Annotated in this window: 18 protein-coding genes; 9 read left to right on the top strand and 9 right to left on the bottom strand. The window is 71.0% G+C overall.

Features of this window, described 5'->3' with window-relative positions:
- The first annotated feature begins 25 nt into the window (after positions 1–25).
- The 5 genes from ABZ848_RS04700 (at position 26) to ABZ848_RS04720 (ending at position 4,722) form a co-directional block, all read left to right on the top strand.
- The gene (locus ABZ848_RS04700) at positions 26–952 is read left to right on the top strand and encodes a PmoA family protein (protein ID WP_360825247.1); all 927 of its coding nucleotides are present in this window, start codon (positions 26–28) and stop codon (positions 950–952) included.
- A 71-nt stretch (positions 953–1,023) separates the two neighbouring features.
- Complete coding sequence (locus ABZ848_RS04705; RefSeq protein ID WP_360825250.1) at positions 1,024–2,307, top strand: ABC transporter substrate-binding protein; 1,284 nt, start codon at positions 1,024–1,026, stop codon at positions 2,305–2,307.
- A complete protein-coding gene (locus ABZ848_RS04710; RefSeq protein ID WP_360825253.1) occupies positions 2,304–3,242 on the top strand; it encodes a sugar ABC transporter permease in 939 nt (312 codons plus the stop codon). The genes ABZ848_RS04705 and ABZ848_RS04710 overlap by 4 nt, the downstream gene beginning before the upstream one ends.
- A complete protein-coding gene (locus ABZ848_RS04715) occupies positions 3,239–4,105 on the top strand; it encodes a carbohydrate ABC transporter permease (RefSeq protein WP_360825256.1) in 867 nt (288 codons plus the stop codon). Before ABZ848_RS04710 ends, ABZ848_RS04715 begins: the two co-directional genes overlap by 4 nt.
- Positions 4,102–4,722 carry a hypothetical protein gene (locus tag ABZ848_RS04720; RefSeq protein WP_360825259.1) on the top strand — a complete coding sequence of 207 codons (621 nt, stop codon included), beginning with the start codon at positions 4,102–4,104 and terminating at the stop codon, positions 4,720–4,722. Before ABZ848_RS04715 ends, ABZ848_RS04720 begins: the two co-directional genes overlap by 4 nt.
- Here ABZ848_RS04720 and ABZ848_RS04725 read toward each other — a convergent pair.
- From ABZ848_RS04725 to ABZ848_RS04735, 3 genes are read right to left on the bottom strand one after another with little or no spacing between them, the layout of a single operon-like run.
- Positions 4,712–5,518 (bottom strand): SAM-dependent methyltransferase, encoded by an 807-nt coding sequence (locus ABZ848_RS04725; RefSeq protein ID WP_360825261.1) that lies wholly within the window; start codon positions 5,516–5,518, stop codon positions 4,712–4,714. The genes ABZ848_RS04720 and ABZ848_RS04725 overlap by 11 nt on opposite strands.
- Before the next feature lie 43 nt (positions 5,519–5,561).
- On the bottom strand, positions 5,562–5,819 hold the full coding sequence (locus ABZ848_RS04730) for a DUF397 domain-containing protein (protein WP_360825264.1): 258 nt from the start codon (positions 5,817–5,819) through the stop codon (positions 5,562–5,564).
- Positions 5,816–6,694, bottom strand: coding sequence for a helix-turn-helix transcriptional regulator (locus ABZ848_RS04735; protein WP_360825267.1), 879 nt, complete (start codon positions 6,692–6,694; stop codon positions 5,816–5,818). The genes ABZ848_RS04730 and ABZ848_RS04735 overlap by 4 nt, the downstream gene beginning before the upstream one ends.
- Before the next feature lie 240 nt (positions 6,695–6,934).
- Here ABZ848_RS04735 and ABZ848_RS04740 point away from each other — a divergent pair, with 240 nt between their 5' ends.
- Positions 6,935–7,375, top strand: coding sequence for an ATP-binding protein (locus ABZ848_RS04740; RefSeq protein WP_360825269.1), 441 nt, complete (start codon positions 6,935–6,937; stop codon positions 7,373–7,375).
- 33 nt (positions 7,376–7,408) lie between these two features.
- Here ABZ848_RS04740 and ABZ848_RS04745 read toward each other — a convergent pair whose 3' ends face one another.
- On the bottom strand, positions 7,409–8,836 hold the full coding sequence (locus ABZ848_RS04745) for a SpoIIE family protein phosphatase (RefSeq protein WP_360825272.1): 1,428 nt from the start codon (positions 8,834–8,836) through the stop codon (positions 7,409–7,411).
- Between the two features lie 48 nt (positions 8,837–8,884).
- On the opposite strand from ABZ848_RS04745, the gene ABZ848_RS04750 reads away from it, so the two are divergent.
- Positions 8,885–9,697: an SAM-dependent methyltransferase gene (locus ABZ848_RS04750; RefSeq protein WP_360825274.1), complete on the top strand. Its 813-nt coding sequence runs from the start codon at positions 8,885–8,887 to the stop codon at positions 9,695–9,697.
- Here the strand turns inward: ABZ848_RS04750 and ABZ848_RS04755 are convergent.
- A complete protein-coding gene (locus ABZ848_RS04755) occupies positions 9,689–10,738 on the bottom strand; it encodes a LacI family DNA-binding transcriptional regulator (RefSeq protein ID WP_360825277.1) in 1,050 nt (349 codons plus the stop codon). The genes ABZ848_RS04750 and ABZ848_RS04755 overlap by 9 nt on opposite strands.
- A gap of 198 nt (positions 10,739–10,936) precedes the next feature.
- On the opposite strand from ABZ848_RS04755, the gene ABZ848_RS04760 reads away from it, so the two are divergent.
- Positions 10,937–11,992 carry a cellulase family glycosylhydrolase gene (locus ABZ848_RS04760; RefSeq protein WP_360825280.1) on the top strand — a complete coding sequence of 352 codons (1,056 nt, stop codon included), beginning with the start codon at positions 10,937–10,939 and terminating at the stop codon, positions 11,990–11,992.
- A 58-nt stretch (positions 11,993–12,050) separates the two neighbouring features.
- Here the strand turns inward: ABZ848_RS04760 and ABZ848_RS04765 are convergent, their stop codons facing one another.
- Positions 12,051–12,722 carry a response regulator transcription factor gene (locus ABZ848_RS04765; RefSeq protein WP_360825283.1) on the bottom strand — a complete coding sequence of 224 codons (672 nt, stop codon included), beginning with the start codon at positions 12,720–12,722 and terminating at the stop codon, positions 12,051–12,053.
- A 170-nt stretch (positions 12,723–12,892) separates the two neighbouring features.
- Between ABZ848_RS04765 and ABZ848_RS04770 the strand changes: the two genes are divergently transcribed.
- The gene (locus ABZ848_RS04770) at positions 12,893–13,387 is read left to right on the top strand and encodes a hypothetical protein (RefSeq protein ID WP_360825286.1); all 495 of its coding nucleotides are present in this window, start codon (positions 12,893–12,895) and stop codon (positions 13,385–13,387) included.
- A gap of 4 nt (positions 13,388–13,391) precedes the next feature.
- On the opposite strand, the gene ABZ848_RS04775 is transcribed toward ABZ848_RS04770, so the two are convergent.
- The 3 genes from ABZ848_RS04775 to ABZ848_RS04785 are packed head-to-tail and all read right to left on the bottom strand — an operon-like array spanning position 13,392 to position 16,406.
- On the bottom strand, positions 13,392–14,405 hold the full coding sequence (locus tag ABZ848_RS04775) for a dipeptide ABC transporter ATP-binding protein (RefSeq protein ID WP_360825289.1): 1,014 nt from the start codon (positions 14,403–14,405) through the stop codon (positions 13,392–13,394).
- Positions 14,402–15,448: an ABC transporter ATP-binding protein gene (locus ABZ848_RS04780; protein ID WP_360825292.1), complete on the bottom strand. Its 1,047-nt coding sequence runs from the start codon at positions 15,446–15,448 to the stop codon at positions 14,402–14,404. Before ABZ848_RS04780 ends, ABZ848_RS04775 begins: the two co-directional genes overlap by 4 nt.
- Positions 15,441–16,406, bottom strand: a complete 966-nt coding sequence (locus ABZ848_RS04785; RefSeq protein ID WP_360825295.1) for an ABC transporter permease — start codon at positions 16,404–16,406, stop codon at positions 15,441–15,443. Before ABZ848_RS04785 ends, ABZ848_RS04780 begins: the two co-directional genes overlap by 8 nt.
- Positions 16,407–16,408 lie beyond the last annotated feature (2 nt).

A 16,408-nucleotide genomic window follows, 5' to 3' on the forward strand; every position in this document is an offset into this window, starting at 1 on the left:
CCCCACTGGCCCCCGAGGAGCGCGCATGGGCATCCGAGTCACTCACGCCTACGGTGACCACGTCGGGGTCGCGGCGGCGGACGGTACCGAGATCTTCCGGTACGTCTACCGCCCCGACCCCGATCCGTTCGAGGCGCGCAAACCGTACGCGCACCCGGTGCGCACCCTCGCCGGGCGCACCGTGACCGGCTACCGGCCCAGCGACCACCGCTGGCACAAGGGCCTGCAGATGACCGCGAGCCATCTCTCCGGCCAGAACTTCTGGGGCGGCAACTCCTATGTCCACGGCCAGGGTTACGTGCCGTTGCCGGACCGCGTCGGCTCGATGCGGCACGACCGCTTCGCCGACTTCACCGTCGAGGACGACCGGCTCGCCTTCTCCGAGGAGCTCACCTGGATCGCCGCGGGCGGCGAGGAGTGGGCCCGGGAAAGCCGCGGCATCACCGTGCACTCCGTCGACGAGGAGGCCGGTGCCTGGGCCCTGGACTGGTCGATCCGCCTCACCAACGTCCGCGACGAACCCCTCGTCTTCGGCTCCCCGACCACCGAGGGCCGCGAACTCGCCGGATACACCGGCCTGCAGTGGCGCGGCCCGCGCGACTTCACCGGCGGCACGGTCCACGCCCCCGAATCCGACGCGGACGCCGACAAGTTGATGGGCAGTCAGGGCCCCTGGATCGCGTACACCGCCGAACACGACGACGTCGACGGCCACTCCACGCTCGTCTTCGCCCACGCCCCCGACAACCTCGACGCCGGTACGGCGATCCACGAGTCCCACTGGTTCGTGCGCGCGGAGCCGATCCCGACGGTCGCCTTCTCCTGGGCGTTCTTCGAGGAGTTCACGCTGCCGCCGGGCGCCTCCTTCGCCTACCGCTACCGGATCCTCGTCGCCGACGGCGCCTGGGACCGCGACCGGGTCGCGGCCCATCTCGACGGCCTGCCGTGGTGAACGAGTCCCGGCCCCGCCGATAGCGGGGCCTTCCAACAGAACGATCCGAGGAGAGGAGAGGTGACCTCGGCATGCCCGGACACAGGACAAAGGGGTTCTGCGCGTCGGCCGCCGCACTCGCGCTGTGCGCGGTGCTGGCCGGCTGCGGGGGATCCGGGGAGTCGACCGGCGGCGGCAAGGTCGTGCTGCGCTACACGTGGTGGGGCAACCCCGACCGAGCGGCACGCACCGAGCAGGCCGTCGCGCTGTTCGAGAAACAGCACCCGAACGTACGGGTGCAGACATCGTTCTCCGGCTACGACGCCTACAAGCAGAAGCTCGCCATCCAGGCCACGGGCGGCGACGCCCCCGACGTGATGCAGCTCGACTACCGCCAGATCGACCAGTACGCCTCCGGACACGTCCTGCTCGACCTCGGCAAGGTCGAGGACGCCCTGCGCACCGACGACATCGACACGGGCCTGCTCGCCACCGGCCGGGTGAACGACAGGCAGTACGCCATCCCGCAGGGCCGCGGCACCGAAACCGTCGTCTACGACACCAAGGCCTGGAAGGACGCCGGGGTCCCGCTCCCGGGAAAGAGCTGGACCTGGGACCAATGGGCCGACCGAATGCGGGAGTTGAGTGAGAGGACCGGCAAGCCCGGTTCCGTCGACCCCGGCCAGAGCGAGGACGCCTTCGAGGTGTGGCTCCGCGGCCAGGGCAAATCCCTCTACACCATGGACAACCAACTCGGTTTCACCGACGACGACTTGACCAAGTGGTGGACGTTCACCGACAAGCTGAGGCGCGAGGGCGCCGTCTCGCCCGCCGAGCAGACCACCCAGCTCGACGGCTCCGTCGAGAACACCCCGCTCGGCCGCGGCAGGGCCACCGCCGACTTCAACTGGGACGCCCCGTCCAGCGGTTACCTCGCCCTCGTCCCCACCGGCGTCACCCTCGCACCGATGCCGTCGGGCGAGGACGGCACGCCCGGCCAGTACTTCAAGCCGTCGATGTTCCTCGGCATCGGCGCTCACACGAGTCACCCCGAACAGGCCGCCGCGCTCGTCGACTTCCTCCTCAACGACGACCAGGCCGCGAAGATCCTCGGCGCGACCCGCGGCATCCCCGTCAACGAGACGATCAGGAAACAAACGGCCACTGAGCTGAAGGACTTCGACAAGACCGTCTCCGACTACCAGTCCTCCCTCGAAGGCGGCCTCAAGGACCCGCCGCAGGCCCCGCCCTCCGGCGACAACGCCCTGCAGACCACCTTCCAGCGCGACTACGACCAGGTGTCGTACGAGCGGATGTCGCCGCGCGAGGCGGCCGAGAACTACGTCACCGAGGCGAAGGCGGAGCTGAGGTCATGACGACGACACAGACACCGACGGTCCCGGTACCCGCGACGACGGCCCCGGCCGGGAAGCGTCCGAAACGCCAACGGGAGGGCGCCGCCTGGGTGTTCCTCTCGCCCTGGGTACTGGGCGCGACCGTCCTCACCCTGCTGCCCATGGCCGTGTCGCTGTACCTCTCCTTCACCGACTACGACCTGTTCGACGCGCCGCGCTGGGTGGGCCTGCGCAACTACACGCAGATGTTCACCCAGGACCCGCGCTACTGGCGCTCGGTCACCACGACCCTGACGTACGTCGTCATCGCCGTACCCCTGCAACTCGCCCTGGCGCTGGTCGTCGCGCTCGCCCTGAAGAACATGCGGCGCGGCAAGGCCTTCTACCGCTCCGCCTTCTACGCGCCCTCACTGCTCGGCGCCTCCATGTCCATCGCCCTCGTCTGGCGGGCGCTGTTCAACGACGGCGGCACGGTCGACAACCTGACCGGCAGCGGCGGCTGGATCAACAAGCCCGGCTGGGCACTGCTCGCCGTGGCCCTGCTCACGGTGTGGCAGTTCGGCGCCCCCATGGTCATCTTCCTCGCCGGACTCCAGCAGATCCCGGCCGAGCTGTACGAGGCCGCCGCCGTCGACGGGGCCGGAAAGTGGCGGCAGTTCGCGTCCGTCACCGTGCCGATGCTCTCCCCGGTGCTCTTCTTCAACCTGGTCCTGCAGACCATCCAGGCCTTCCAGGTCTTCACCCCCGCCTTCGCGGTCAGCGCCGGCAAGGGCGGCCCCGCCGACTCGACCCTCGTCTACACCCTCTACCTCTACGACCGCGGCTTCGTCGCCTCCCACATGGGCTACGCCTCCGCCATGGCCTGGGTGCTGCTGCTCGTGATCGGCGCCGTCACGGCGGTGCTGTTCCGCACCTCGCGCTCCTGGGTCTTCTACGCCTCCGAGGGGGACCGATGACCGCCACATCAACCGCCGTACCCCATAAGCCCGTTCGCTGGGGCCGCATCGCTGTGCACCTCGGCTGCCTGGCCGCCCTGCTGGTCATGCTCTACCCGCTGGCCTGGCTGCTCGCGACCTCGCTCAAGCCTGCCGGCGAGGTGATAGCGAGCCTCGACCTCCTGCCCAGCCACCTGGAGTGGTCCAACTACAAGACCGCCTTCGAGGGCGTCAACGACGTCTCCATCTGGCGGCTGCTCGGCAACTCCCTGCTGATCGCGGGCGGCGCGGTCCTCGGCAACGTCATCAGCTGCTCCCTCGCCGCCTACGCCTTCGCGCGCCTGCGCTTCCGGATGCGCGGCCCGCTGTTCGCCTTCATGATCGCCACGATCATGCTGCCGCACCACGCGGTGCTGATCCCGCAGTACATCATCTTCAACAAGCTCGGCCTGGTGAACACCTACTGGCCGCTGATCCTGCCCAAGTTCCTGGCCACCGAGGCGTTCTTTGTCTTCCTCATCGTGCAGTTCATGCGCGGCCTGCCGCGCGAGCTGGAGGAGGCGGCCCGCATCGACGGCTGCGGTCCCTTCCGCAGCTTCTACAAGGTGATCCTGCCGCTCACCCGGCCCGCCCTGATCACCACCGCGATCTTCACCTTCATCTGGACCTGGAACGACTTCTTCACCCAGCTCATCTACCTCTTCGACCCGGACAAGTTCACCCTCACCCTCGCCCTGCGCTCCTTCGTGGACGCCTCCAGCCAGTCGGCCTTCGGCCCGATGTTCGCCATGTCGGTCATCGCCCTGCTGCCGATCGTGCTGTTCTTCCTCGCCTTCCAGCGCTTCCTGGTGGAGGGCATGGCCAGTTCGGGACTGAAGGGATGAGCGCCATGCGTGACGCACGGGAGCCGGGCGAGGTCTTCGGCCCGCGGATGACCCTCTTCGCCGACACGCTCAGCGTCGGCCTCGTCACCGCCGTGGCCTGTCTGCCCCTGGTGACCGCCCCGGCCGCCCTGTCGACGGCCTGCGCGGTGCTCCGCGGCGCGGGGGAGGACCGTCCGGCCACCGCGGGGCAGTACTTCGCGCTGCTACGGCGCCGGATCCGCGCCGGCGACCTGGCGGCGGGCCTCGTCGCCCTCACCGGCGCGCTGCTGTTGGCCGCCGACCTGGCGCTGGCCCGGGTGGGACTGCCGGGCGCGCCGGCCTTCGCGACGCTGGCCGCCGCGATCGGCGCGAGCACCACCGTCGTCGCCCTGCGGGCCTGCGCCCGCCCCGAGTCGCTCACCGACTGGCCGGCCGCCCTGCGCGAGGCCGCCCGCGACGCCGTGCGGGACGCGGGCGGCAGCGCCCTGGTGCTGCTCGCCGTGGCGACCGCGGCCCTGTGCGCCTGGATGCTCGTACCGCTGGCCTTCCTGGCACCCGGCCCGCTCGCCCTGGCGCTCACCGCGGTCGATGTGCGCCAGGGCTCAAGGGAGCGTGACCGTGCGGGAGTTACGGCTTGATGCCCACCGCGGTCCACAGGCTGACCTCGGCGTCGGTCGCCGTCGGCTCCTCGTCCGGGCGCCAGCGGTGGCCGACGGCGACACCGGGATCGAGCAGCTCGAGCCCCTCGAAGAAGCGGCCGACCTCCTCCTTGGAGCGGACCTGGACCTGGGTCCCGGCACTGATGTAGATGTCGACGAGCTTCCGCCAGGTCTCCGGGTCGAAGTCCGGGGTGCAGTGGCTCAGCGCCAGCGCGCTGCCCGAGGGCAGGGCGTCGAGGAGCCGGGCAACGATGTCGTACGGGCCCCACGCGTCCGGGATGAAGTGCAGCAGCGCGTTCAGGGAGAGCGCCACCGGCTTGGTGAGGTCCAGCGCCTCCGACAGCTCGGGGGCGCCCAGGATGGCCTCGGGCTCGGTGAAGTCGGCGTGGATGTACGTCGTACGGCCCTCGCGCGTGCTGCGCATCAGGCGCTCCGCGTACTTCAGCACCAGCGGGTCGTTGTCGGCGTACACCACCTTGGCGTCGGGGACCACGGCCTGGGCGACCTGGTGGAGGTTCGGCTCGGTGGGGATGCCGGTGCCGATGTCCAGCCACTGGCGGATGCCGTGCTCCTTGGCGAGGACACGGGTGGCCCGGTGCATGAAGGCGCGGTTCTCCCGGGCGCAGACGAAGATCGCCGGGAACACCTCCGCGACCTTCCCGGCGGCCTGCTGGTCGACGTCGAAATGGTCCTTGCCGCCGAGGTAGTAGTCGTACATCCGGGCGGAATGGGGCCTGCTGGTGTCGATGTCCCGCGCGGCGTGCGAGTTGGTCATGCTGTCCCTTTCGGAGGTGTTCGTGGGGGGAGGGGAGAGAAAGTCAGCCGGTGGTGAGGTGGTCGGCCAGGCCCCGCTTGACCCCCGCGACGAACGCGGCGATCTCCTCGGGGGTGTAGATGAGAGCGGGACCGGCCGGGTCCGTCGACTGGCGCAGCGCCACCCGGCCGTCGGCGAGCTGCTTCGTCTGTACGCACTGGCCCCCGTTGGGGCCGCTCCACGGAGACTCCCAGCCGTGCTCGCCGAGGTCGGCGGCGGGCATGCCGTTGTAGACGTAGAAACTGCCGTCGATCGTGGTCATGAGTACTCCTTGCGCATGCGGTCCAGGAGTGCCCGGCTCTGCGCGTCGGAGGTCAGCAGGGACATCCGGTTGTGCGCCTCGAGATGGGCTACGACGTCGGAACGCTGGTCCAGATACATCGCGCCGGAGAGGACCTCGGTGTAGACGACGTCCGGCAGCTCCGGCTCCTCGAATCGGAAGTACGTGAAGGGGGCACAGGCGCCGACATGGGCGCCCGCCGTGAACGGCACCACGTCGACGCTGACGTGCTCCAGCTCCGAGACCTCCAGGAGCCGCTCGATCTGCTCCCGCATCACCTCGGGGCCGCCGACCACACGGTGCAGTACGGCCTCCTCCATCACCACCCACAGCGTGGGCGCGTCGGGTCTGTCCAGCAGACCCTGACGGCGTAACCGCAGGTCCACGCGGCGTCTCAGGTCCTCGTCGGTGTCGTTCGGGAAGCCGCCGCTCAGCACTCCGCTCGCGTAGCGCGGGGTCTGCAGCAGTCCCGTCACATAGTGGGGCTCGTACGTGCGCAGCGTCTTCGCCCCGGTCTCCAGGCTCACATAGGCGCTGAACCAGGTGGGCAGCACGTCCCGGTACGTGTGCCACCAGCCCGGCTCGTTGGCCCGCTCGGCGAACTCCACGAACTCGGCCGTCTCCTGCCGGTCGGCCCCGTAGGTCTCCAGCAGCTTCTCGACGTAGAGCGGCTTGAGACCGACCTCCGCCTTCTCCAGCCGGCGGATGGTCAGGGGCGTGACGCGCAGGGCCCTGGCGGCGTCCTCCAGCGACACCCCCGCGCCCTGCCGCCGCTCCTGCAGCCGACGGCCGAGGATCATGCGCAGAACCGTGGGTGCGCTGCTGCCGCTGCCCGTGACCGGACGACTCTCGCTCACGCCCAAACCTCCTGAGGGACTGTCACCGGTAAGAGTCTGAAGGCGACTTGGTGAAGTCGCCAGAGAGATACCGGCCGGATGAAATTATCAGGCAGCTGGTTGCAGCTTGAACTTGGGTGAGAGCATAGTTACTTGTGTGAATCGTTTTGGCGATCACCTGCAACACCCCTTCCCTGCTGCCCCGTTGCTCACGCCCCGCTTCCGACTGCGCCCGCTCGACCCCCCACGGAAGGCACCGCCGTGTCCCCCCACACGACTTCCTCCCCGCAGCTCTTAGACGTATCGAGCCCGGACCTCACCCACTGGCTCGAACTCCCCGCGCACCAGTCCAGCGTCAGAACCGCCCGCCGCTCCATGGACGCCCGCCTCACCGGCTGGCGGCTGCCGCGCGACCTGTGCGCCGACGCCGTGCTGCTGGTGTCCGAACTGGCCACCAACGCCGTCCGGCACACCCTCAGCGCACGCATCCTGTGCGGCATCGGGCTCGTCGGCGACGGCCGCGTCCGGCTCGAAGTGCACGACCACGACTACACCGGCGGCCGCCTGCCCCGCTGCGAGCCGGGCCCCGACGACGAGGGCGGGCGCGGACTGCTCCTCGTCGAGCAGCTCGCCGACACCTGGGGCGTCGACCGCTCCCGGCTCACCGGCGGCAACGCCGTGTGGGCCACCCTGACGGCCTGACGGTCGCCGACGGCAAGGAACAAAAGCCGAGGTTCAGCCCCGCGCCGGCGTCAGCTCGGCGAGCAGCAGCGTCCGGTCGTCCCCGCCGGCCGAGTCGGAAGGAGCGTGCAGGAGGTGGTGGCACAGGTCGGGCAGCGTGTCCTGCCCGTCTCCGTCGGCGGCCTCATCCAGCGCGCGGGCGAGCCGGGCGATCTCCTGGTCTATGTCGGCGTCGCGGGATTCGACCAGGCCGTCGCTGTAGAGGACCAGCAGGGAAGGCTCCGGCACGGTCAGCACGGTCGCCTCGTAGTGGCCGGTGCCGAGCCCCAGGGGCAACCCCGCCCCGACCAGCGGCACCGGCGCGCTGTGCCCGTCCGGACCGCGCAGCAGCGGGGGCGGATGGCCGGCCCCGACCAGGGTGCAGGTGTGCAGGGCCGCGTCCCACTCGGCGTAGATGCAGGTCGCGAAGGAGGCGCCCGGGGTGTCGCAGGCGAGTGCGTCGAGGCGTCGTACGAGATCGGCTGCGGGGATGTCGAGGCTCGCCAACGCCCTTACCGCGGTGCGCAGTTGGAGCATGGCCACGGCGGACTCCGGGCCGTGTCCCATGGCGTCCCCGACGATCAGGCTGACCCGGTCGCCGGGCCGTTCGAGGACGTCGAACCAGTCGCCGCCGATGACGGTGTCCGGCCCGGCGGGCAGCGAACCGTGGGCGACCCGGCAGCCCGCGAGCTCCTGGTGCGTGCCGGACGGCAGGCTGTCGCGGATGGCGAGGGCGGTGCGCCGCTCGCGCTCGTACCGGCGGGCGTTGTCCAGCGCGACGGAGGCCCGCGCGGCCAACTCCTCGACGGCCGCCACCTCTTCGGGCAGGAACGCCTTGCGGTCCGGGCCGCGGGTGCAGACGACGAACCCGATGGTGGCCTCCCCGAGCCGCAGCGGCACGACGAGGAACGAGGACACCAGCAGCAGATCGTGCAGGCGCGCGCCCACGTCGCCGGAGGCCAGGAGCCGCTCGACCGTGATCGTGTCGACGGCGTCGAGCAGCTGCGCCTGCCCGGAGGCGAGGGCACGGGCGTGCGGGGTGCCGCGCGGGAAGACGATCACCTCGCCGACCGGGAGGACCTTCTCCCAGTCCTCCTTCGCGTCCGCGCCCAGCCGCAGCGCCAGCCGGTGCGCCTCGATCCGGGGCGGGTCCGCGGTGAGATACGCGTTCTCCTCCCGCCGCCAGCGCTCCAGCAGATAGACCGAGGCCGCGTCGCAGAACGCGGGCGTGAGAGCGGCCGCGATCCGGTCGCCGGTCAGGCGCAGATCGAGCTCCGAGCCGAGTATGTCGGCGGCGGGGGAGAAGGCCGGCCGGCTCGGCGAGGGCCGGGCGCTGGTCGGGATGTCGGTGCGGCTGCGCGGTTCGTTCCGCAGGGTCGTGCCTTTCCGGGTGGGGGGCCGGCCGCGCGACGGGCAACTGGCGCGCCGCGCCGCGCGTCGCACGCAACTATATGATGATGCGTCAATGTCCGGCGCAGGAAGGGATGTTGAATGCCCGACATCGCAGGTCCGGGGCAGGGAAGTGATCCCGACAAGGCGAGCGTGGCCCGGATGTACGACGCCATGCTGGGCGGGCAGCACAACTTCGCGATCGACCGGGAGGCCGTGGCCGCATTCTCCGCGATCGACCCCCAGGTGCGCACGCTGGCCCGCGCCAACCGCGCCTTCCTCGGCCGCGCGGTGCGCTTCCTCGCCGCCGAAGGGGTACGCCAGTTCATCGACCTCGGCTCGGGCATCCCCACCCAGGGCAACGTCCACGAGGTGGCGCAGACGGCGAGCCCCGGCGCCCGGGTGGTCTACGTGGACAACGACCCCGTGGCCGTGGCCCACAGCGCCTCCCTGCTCGCCGACAACCCGGACGCGGCGATCGTCGACGCCGACATCCGCCGCCCGGCCGACATCCTCGGCTCGCCGCAGGTGCGCAAGCTGATCGACTTCGAGCGGCCCGTCGCCGTACTGATGAACGCGATCCTGCACTTCGTCTCGCCCGACGAGGACCCGGCCGGCATCGTGACCGCCTTCCGGGACGCGATCCCGGCCGGCGGCTGGCTGGCGATGTCCCACGCGACGAACCAGGACCGCCCCGACACGGCGGCCGCGGTGGGGCAGTTGTACCGCTCCCGGGCCACCTCGCCGGTCACCGCCCGCTCGTACGACGAGGTCCTCGGCCTCTTCGACGGCTTCGAGCTCGCCGAGCCCGGCCTGGTCCACGTGCCGCTGTGGCGCCCCGACCCGGACGAGGTGGTCCCGGACAACCCGGCCGAGTACTGGGTGTACGCGGGAGTCGGCCGGAAGTCACCCTGACCGTGGCGCGGCCGTGCTCCGCCTGACCACGAGGCTCGTCGGCACGAGGTCGGTCCCCGGCGGGGAGCCGTCCCGGGTGCGGATCTGCTGGAGCACGCCCCGCACACAGCGCCGGCCCACCTCCGCGAAGTCCTGGTGGACCGTGGTGAGCGGCGGGACGAAGTACGCGGCGTCCGGGATGTCGTCGAAGCCGACCACGCTGATGTCCTCGGGGACGCGGAGCCCGCGCTCGTGGAAGGCGCGCAGCAGCCCCAGCGCCATCTGGTCGTTGGAGGCGAACACCGCGGTGCAGTCTGCCTGTTCGGCGAGCGCGAGCCCGGCCGCGTACCCGGACTCGGCCGACCAGTCACCGTGCAGCGGCGGCGGCACAGGGCACCCGGCCTCCTCAAGCACCTGTCGCCAGGCCTGAGTTCGCCGCTGCCCCGCGAAGGACGACTCCGGCCCGGTCACATGCCACACGGTCCGGTGGCCCAGGTCCAGCAGATGCCGTACGGCCTTGCGCGCGCCCTCGGCCTGGTCGGTGTCGACCACGCTGTAGCGGTCCCCGGCGTCCGAGTCGACGACCACGACGTGCACGCCGGGCGGGAGTTGGACCGTACCGGTGTCGACCAGGTGGATCTCCATGATGACGATCACCGCGTCGACCGCCAGCTCGCCCATGCGCGTGAAGGCGCCCAGCACGTTGTCCTGGGTCGGCACGTCGATCGGGATCAGCGTGATCGCGTACCCCTCGGCCGCCGCGTGCGTGGCGATCGCCTCCACGGTACGGCTGTTGCCCGTCGAGGCCAGCGAGAACAGGATCACGCCGATGGTGTTGAACCGGCCGTAACGCAGGGCGCGCGCCGCGCTGTTGGGCCGGTAGCCCAGCTCCCGCATCGCCGCGAGCACCTGCTCCCGGGTCGAACTGATCACCCCGGCATGGCCGTTGGAGACCCGCGAGACCGTCTGCGAGGAGACGCCCGCGAGTTTGGCGACGTCGGCCATGGAGACACGCTGCTTGCGGCGCCCGCCAGGGACGCCGGAGCCGCCCCGTTCCACCACTGGTGCCTCCTTCGGGCCGGGTCGGGTGACCTGTTGCGCGGTGCACCGGATGGTACGCGTGCGAAGCCTTGACGGCCGCTGGGGCTGGTGCCAGGATTCCGGCGCCGCCGAGTTTACGTAAACATCGGACCCGCGGGCCCTCGATGTTTACGTAAACATACGCGGCGCAGAGCCGCCACCTCTTGAAAGGGCACGTCGATGCGCAAGACCCCCGCCCCCCACCGCTCCGCCCTACGGCTGCGCGCCGCCTGTGTGGCGCTCGCGATCGCCGCGGTCGGCGGTGCGACCCTGACCGGCACTCCCGCCTCCGCCGCCGCGCCGGCCGGCACGAGCCAGTTCCGGGGCGTCAACTGGGCCGATCCGCGCGACAACTTCGCCGACGACTACCTCCAGCTGTCCGGCCTGTCGACCTCCGACAGCTACGCGCAGACGTACGCCAAGGCGAGCCGCATCATCTCCGCGTTCCGCGCCAACCTCGGCGCCAACACCGTGCGGCTGCCCATCAACCCGTACACCGTCAACGGCGCCTACTGGAAGTCGTACCGCGGGGTCATCGACGCGGCCTCCGACAAGGGCTTCAAGGTGATCGTGTCCTACTGGGAGGGCACCGGCGACAAGCGGGACGGCTACATCGACGACGAGACCACCTTCTGGCCCATGTGGGACACCGTGGTCAAGGCCTACCAGCACGACCCCAAGGTCTACTTCGAGCCGATGAACGAGCCGCACGGCTACACCGACGCGCAGTGGGCCGACATCGCCGCGAAGTGGCTGGCGACCTACCCGTCCGTGTCGCGCAACCGCGTCTTCGTCAGCGGCGCCGGCTACAACGACCACGTCACCACGGTCTGCGCCGACCCCCGCCTGAAGGGCACCTACCTCTCCCTGCACCACTACGGCTTCTGGAAGAGCTACGCCACCTACGACCAGTGGGTCTCCGACCTCAAGGAGCGGCTCGGCGACTGCGCGGGCCGTACGGTCGCGGACGAGTTCGGCGCCCCGATGACGACGGGCCTGAACTACGACGTGCCCACCCCGGACGACAACTCGATCAACTTCATCCAGGCCGACACCGACACCTTCCGCAAGCTCGGGATGGGCTCGGTGTACTGGCCGGGTCTGCGCACCGACGACACGTACTCGATCCAGAAGCTGATCGGCGACGCGTCCCGGCCGTGGCTGGAGACGACGAACCGGTCCGGCGCGGACCGGCTGGCCTGGGGCTGGGGCCGCGGCAAGCCCGTCCAGCCCTGACCCCGATCCCGGCAGAAGGCCGACGGCCGGCCACGGGTATGAGCCCCGTGGCCGGCCGTCAGGCTGCCGGCTGCACCAGCCCCGACTCGTACGCGAAGACCACCGCCTGCACCCGGGCCCGGGCGCCGATCTTCGCGAGGATATGGCTGACGTGGGACTTCACGGTCGTCGGCGCGATGGACAGGCGCTGGCCGATCTCGGCGTTGGACCAGCCGGAGGCCACCGCGGTCAGGATGTCGCGCTCGCGCTGGGTGAGCGTCCCCAGTTCGACCTCCTGGGTGATCCGCCGCAGCGGCTTCTGCTCGCGGACGGTGTCGATGAGCGCGCGGGTGAGGCCCGGGGTGATGACGGCGTCCCCGGCGGCCACCACCCGGACGGCGGCGGAGAGTTCCTCGGGCGTGGCGTCCTGGAGGAGGAAGCCGCCGGCGCCGGCGCGCAGGGCGGCGTAGGCGTACGACTCGTCGTTGGTCGGGGTCAGCGCCAGCAGCCGCGGGCGGTGGTCGCCGGCCCCGGCGGGCCGGGTGATGCGGCGGATCGCCTCGACGCCGTCCGCGTCGGAGGCCCGGCTGCCCATCACGACCACGTCGGGCCGGAGCTCGGCGGTCATACGGGCCGCCTCGAACGCGTTCGCCGTCTCGCCGACGACGGTCAGATCGGGCTCGGCCGCGAGGAGCATTCGGAGGCCGAGGCGCTGCAGGGACTGGTCATGGACGACGAGTACGGAGGTCATGGCGTGCATCTCCTCTGAACGAAACGGTTTCGTTCACCTAGAGAGCAGCATAGCCCTGCCGCTATCGAAACGGCACCGTCTCTGTTGTGGTCTCGATCACCCGATCTGAACGGTCTGCTGTGTTGATCCGTACTCCTGGACCGAGCCGGTTCCAGGACACGGAGGCCCACTTGTCATTCCAGGCAACGCCAGGACGTACCGACCGCATTCCGCCCACGGTCCGTCTGGCGCGCGGGGCCGCGCTGATCGGCGGGCTCGCCCTGCTCCCACTGGCCACGGCGTGCGGCGGCGGCGAGGAGGACGAGTCGCGCAAGGCCTCGGTGACGGCGGCGCCGCGGGCCGGGGTGGTCGCACCGGCGAAGGTGGAGGTGATCGCCGGGCTGATCGGCTGCGCGAAGCCGAGGATCCGGGTGGACGCGGAAGAGCTGCGGCAGGGCGTGTGCCACACCAAGGAGGCCGACCGCGTCATCACGACCTTCCCCGAGGAGAAGTACAAGCTGGCGTGGCTGGACGCCGCGAGTGGTTACGGCGGCCGGCACCTGGTCGGCACCCGCTGGGTGGTCAGCGCGAAGCCCGAGCTGCTGGAGGACTTCCGCGACAAGCTCGGCGGAGACATCCAGCAGATGCGCGGCTTCGGCCCGACGGCGGCCCCGAGCGCCTCCTAGGGGATCAGCCGGCCAGCGGGAAGTGACAGGCGACGGAACGGCCCGAGGCCGTCGGCGTCAGGCGGGGCCGTTCCAGGGCACACTGCTCGCGGGCGTACGGGCAGCGGGTGCGGAAGGAGCAGCCCGTCGGCCGGTCCACCGGGTTGGGCACCTCGCCGGTGAGGACGATGCGTTCCCGGGGCGACGCGTCCGTCCCGTCGTCGATCTCCGGCACGGCCGAGAGCAGGGCCTGCGTGTAGGGGTGCGCGGGAGCCTCGTACAACTCCTCCGTCCCGGCGAGTTCCACGATCTCGCCGAGGTACATGACGGCGATACGGTCCGAGACGTGCCGGACCACGCCGAGGTCGTGGGCGATGAAGACGTAGGTGAGGGCGAACTCGTCCTGGAGATCGGCGAAGAGGTTGAGCACCTGCGCCTGGATCGACACGTCGAGGGCGGACACCGGTTCGTCGGCGACGATCAGCTTCGGGCTGGTGGCCAATGCCCGTGCGATGCCGATCCGTTGGCGCTGGCCGCCGCTGAACTCGTGCGGATACCGGTCCAGATGCGCCGTCGAGAGTCCTACGACGTCGAAGAGCTCGGCGACCCGGCGGCGGACCGCGGCCGCGTCGCCGTACCGGTGCACGAGCAGTGGCTCGGCCACGATGTCCCCGGCGCGGCGGCGGGGGTTCAGCGAGGCCTGCGGGTCCTGGAAGACGAGCTGCATGCCCGGCCGGACCGGGCGCATCCGGCGCATCGACAGGCCGCTGATGTCCTGGCCGTCGAACTCCACGCGCCCGCCGGTGAGTTCGGTGAGCCGGACCAGACAGCGCCCGAGGGTGGACTTGCCGCAGCCCGACTCGCCGACGACGCCGAGGGTCTCCCCGGCACGCACCTCCAGGGACACGCCGTCCACGGCCCGCAGGGTGCGGCGGCGCCGGGAGAATCCCTCGGCGCGCAGGGAGTAGTGCTTGGTGACGTCCGTGGCCCGCAGCAGCACGTCGCCGCGGGTCGGCGTGGTCGTGTCCTGGGTCGTCATGACGCCGCCTCCGCGTCCAGGTCCTTCGCCCCGGCCGTCGCCGTGCGCGTCGTGAGCCGCAGGGCCGCGCGGTGGTCGGCCGGCAGCCAGCAGGCGTCCCGGTGTGCCCCTCCGCCGGAACCCGCCGACAACTCCGGCCGCTCGTCGCAGCGTTCGTGCCGCAGCCGGCAGCGCGGTGCGAACGCGCAGCCCTCCGGCAGGCTGCCCGGGGAGACGGGCATGCCCGCGATGGTGGGCAGCCGCCGCAGCCGGGGCCCGCCGACGCGGGGCACCGAGTCCAGCAGTCCCCAGGTGTAGGGGTGCCGCGGGTCGTGGAACACCGCCCGGCGCGGACCCTCCTCGGCCGCCCGGCCGCCGTACATGACCAGGACCCGGTCGGCGGTCTGCGAGACCACGCCCATGTCGTGGGTGATGAGGACCACGGCCGAGCCTCGGGCGTTCAATTCCCGCATCAGATCCAGGATCTGGGCCTGCACGGTGACGTCCAGCGCCGTCGTCGGTTCGTCCGCGATCAGCAGGACCGGGTCGCAGGAGAGCGCCATCGCGATGACCGCGCGCTGGCGCATGCCGCCGGAGAACTCGTGCGGGTACGCGTTCACCCGTGAGGCCGCGTCGGGGATGCCCACGTCGGAGAGCAGTTCGACCGCACGCGCGTGCGCCGCCTTGCGGGAGACCCGCTCATGGGCGCGTATCTGCTCGGCGATCTGCCAGCCCACCGTGTACACGGGGGTCAGCGCGGTCATCGGGTCCTGGAACACCATCGCGATCTCCCGGCCCCGTACCGCCCGCATCTCGTCCGCGGGCAGCGCGAGCAAGTCCCGTCCGCGGAAGAGGACTTCGCCCGAGACGGTCACGTTCGGGCTGGTGATCAGCCGCAGCACGGCCAGCATCGACACGCTCTTGCCGGAGCCCGACTCGCCCACCACGCCCAGGATCTCGCCGGGTGCGACCGAGAAGGAGAGCCCGTCGACGGCCGTGACGGTGCCGGTGCGGGTGCGGAACGACACCCGCAGATCTCGTACGTCCAGCAGGGGTTCAGGCATGGCGGGCCCTCGGGTCGAGTCGTGCGTACAGGATGTCCACCAGCGCGTTGGCGAGGACCACGAAGAACGCCGCGTACAGGACCGTGCCCATGATCACGGGCAGATCGAGGTTCTGCAGGGCGTCATAGGTGAGCTTGCCGATGCCGGGCAGGCCGAAGACCACCTCGGTCAGCAGCGCGGCGCCGCCCACGAGCGCGCCGAAGTCCAGGCCGAACAGCGACACGATCGGGATGAGCGAGCAGCGCAGGGCGTGCCGGACGAGGACGCGCCGTTCGGACAGGCCCTTGGCACGGGCCGTGCGGACGTAGTCCTCGCCCAGGGCGGTGACGACCTCGCCGCGCAGGAGACGGGCGTAGATGCCGGCGTACAGCAGGGCCAGGGTCAGCCAGGGGAAGAGCATGTGCAGCGCCCACTGGCCGGGGTGGGCGAGACCGACGTAACCGGGCGGCGGCACCCAGGAGAACAGCGAACCGTGCAGCTGCTTCTGCGTGACGAGGTTGACGACCTCGCCGAGCCAGTAGGCCGGCAGCGAGACGCCGACCACGCCCACCAGCATGATCAGCGGGTCCGCCGCCCGTCCGCGCAGAGTCGCCGCCGCCGTGCCCATGAGGATGCCGGCCACCATCCAGATCACCGCCGCACCGACCACCAGCGACAGCGTCACCGGGGTGGCCTGCACGATCTGCGGGATCACCCGGGAGCCGCGGTTGACGAAGGACTCCAGATCGCGGTCGACGAGGAGGTGACGCATCATCAGCAGATAGCGGACGGGCATCGGGCGGTCCAGGCCGAAGGAGTGGCGGACCTGCGCGAGGGTGGCCGGGTCGGCGTTGCGGCCGGCGATGCGGGCGGCCGGGTCGACTCCCGGGGTGGCGAAGAAGATCAGGAACACCAGGACGCTGATCGCGAACATCACCAGCAGGGCCGAGGCGAAGCGCTTGAGGGCGAAGTGGAGCATGA

The organism is Streptomyces sp. NPDC047081 (assembly GCF_040643775.1).
Classification (GTDB): domain Bacteria; phylum Actinomycetota; class Actinomycetes; order Streptomycetales; family Streptomycetaceae; genus Streptomyces.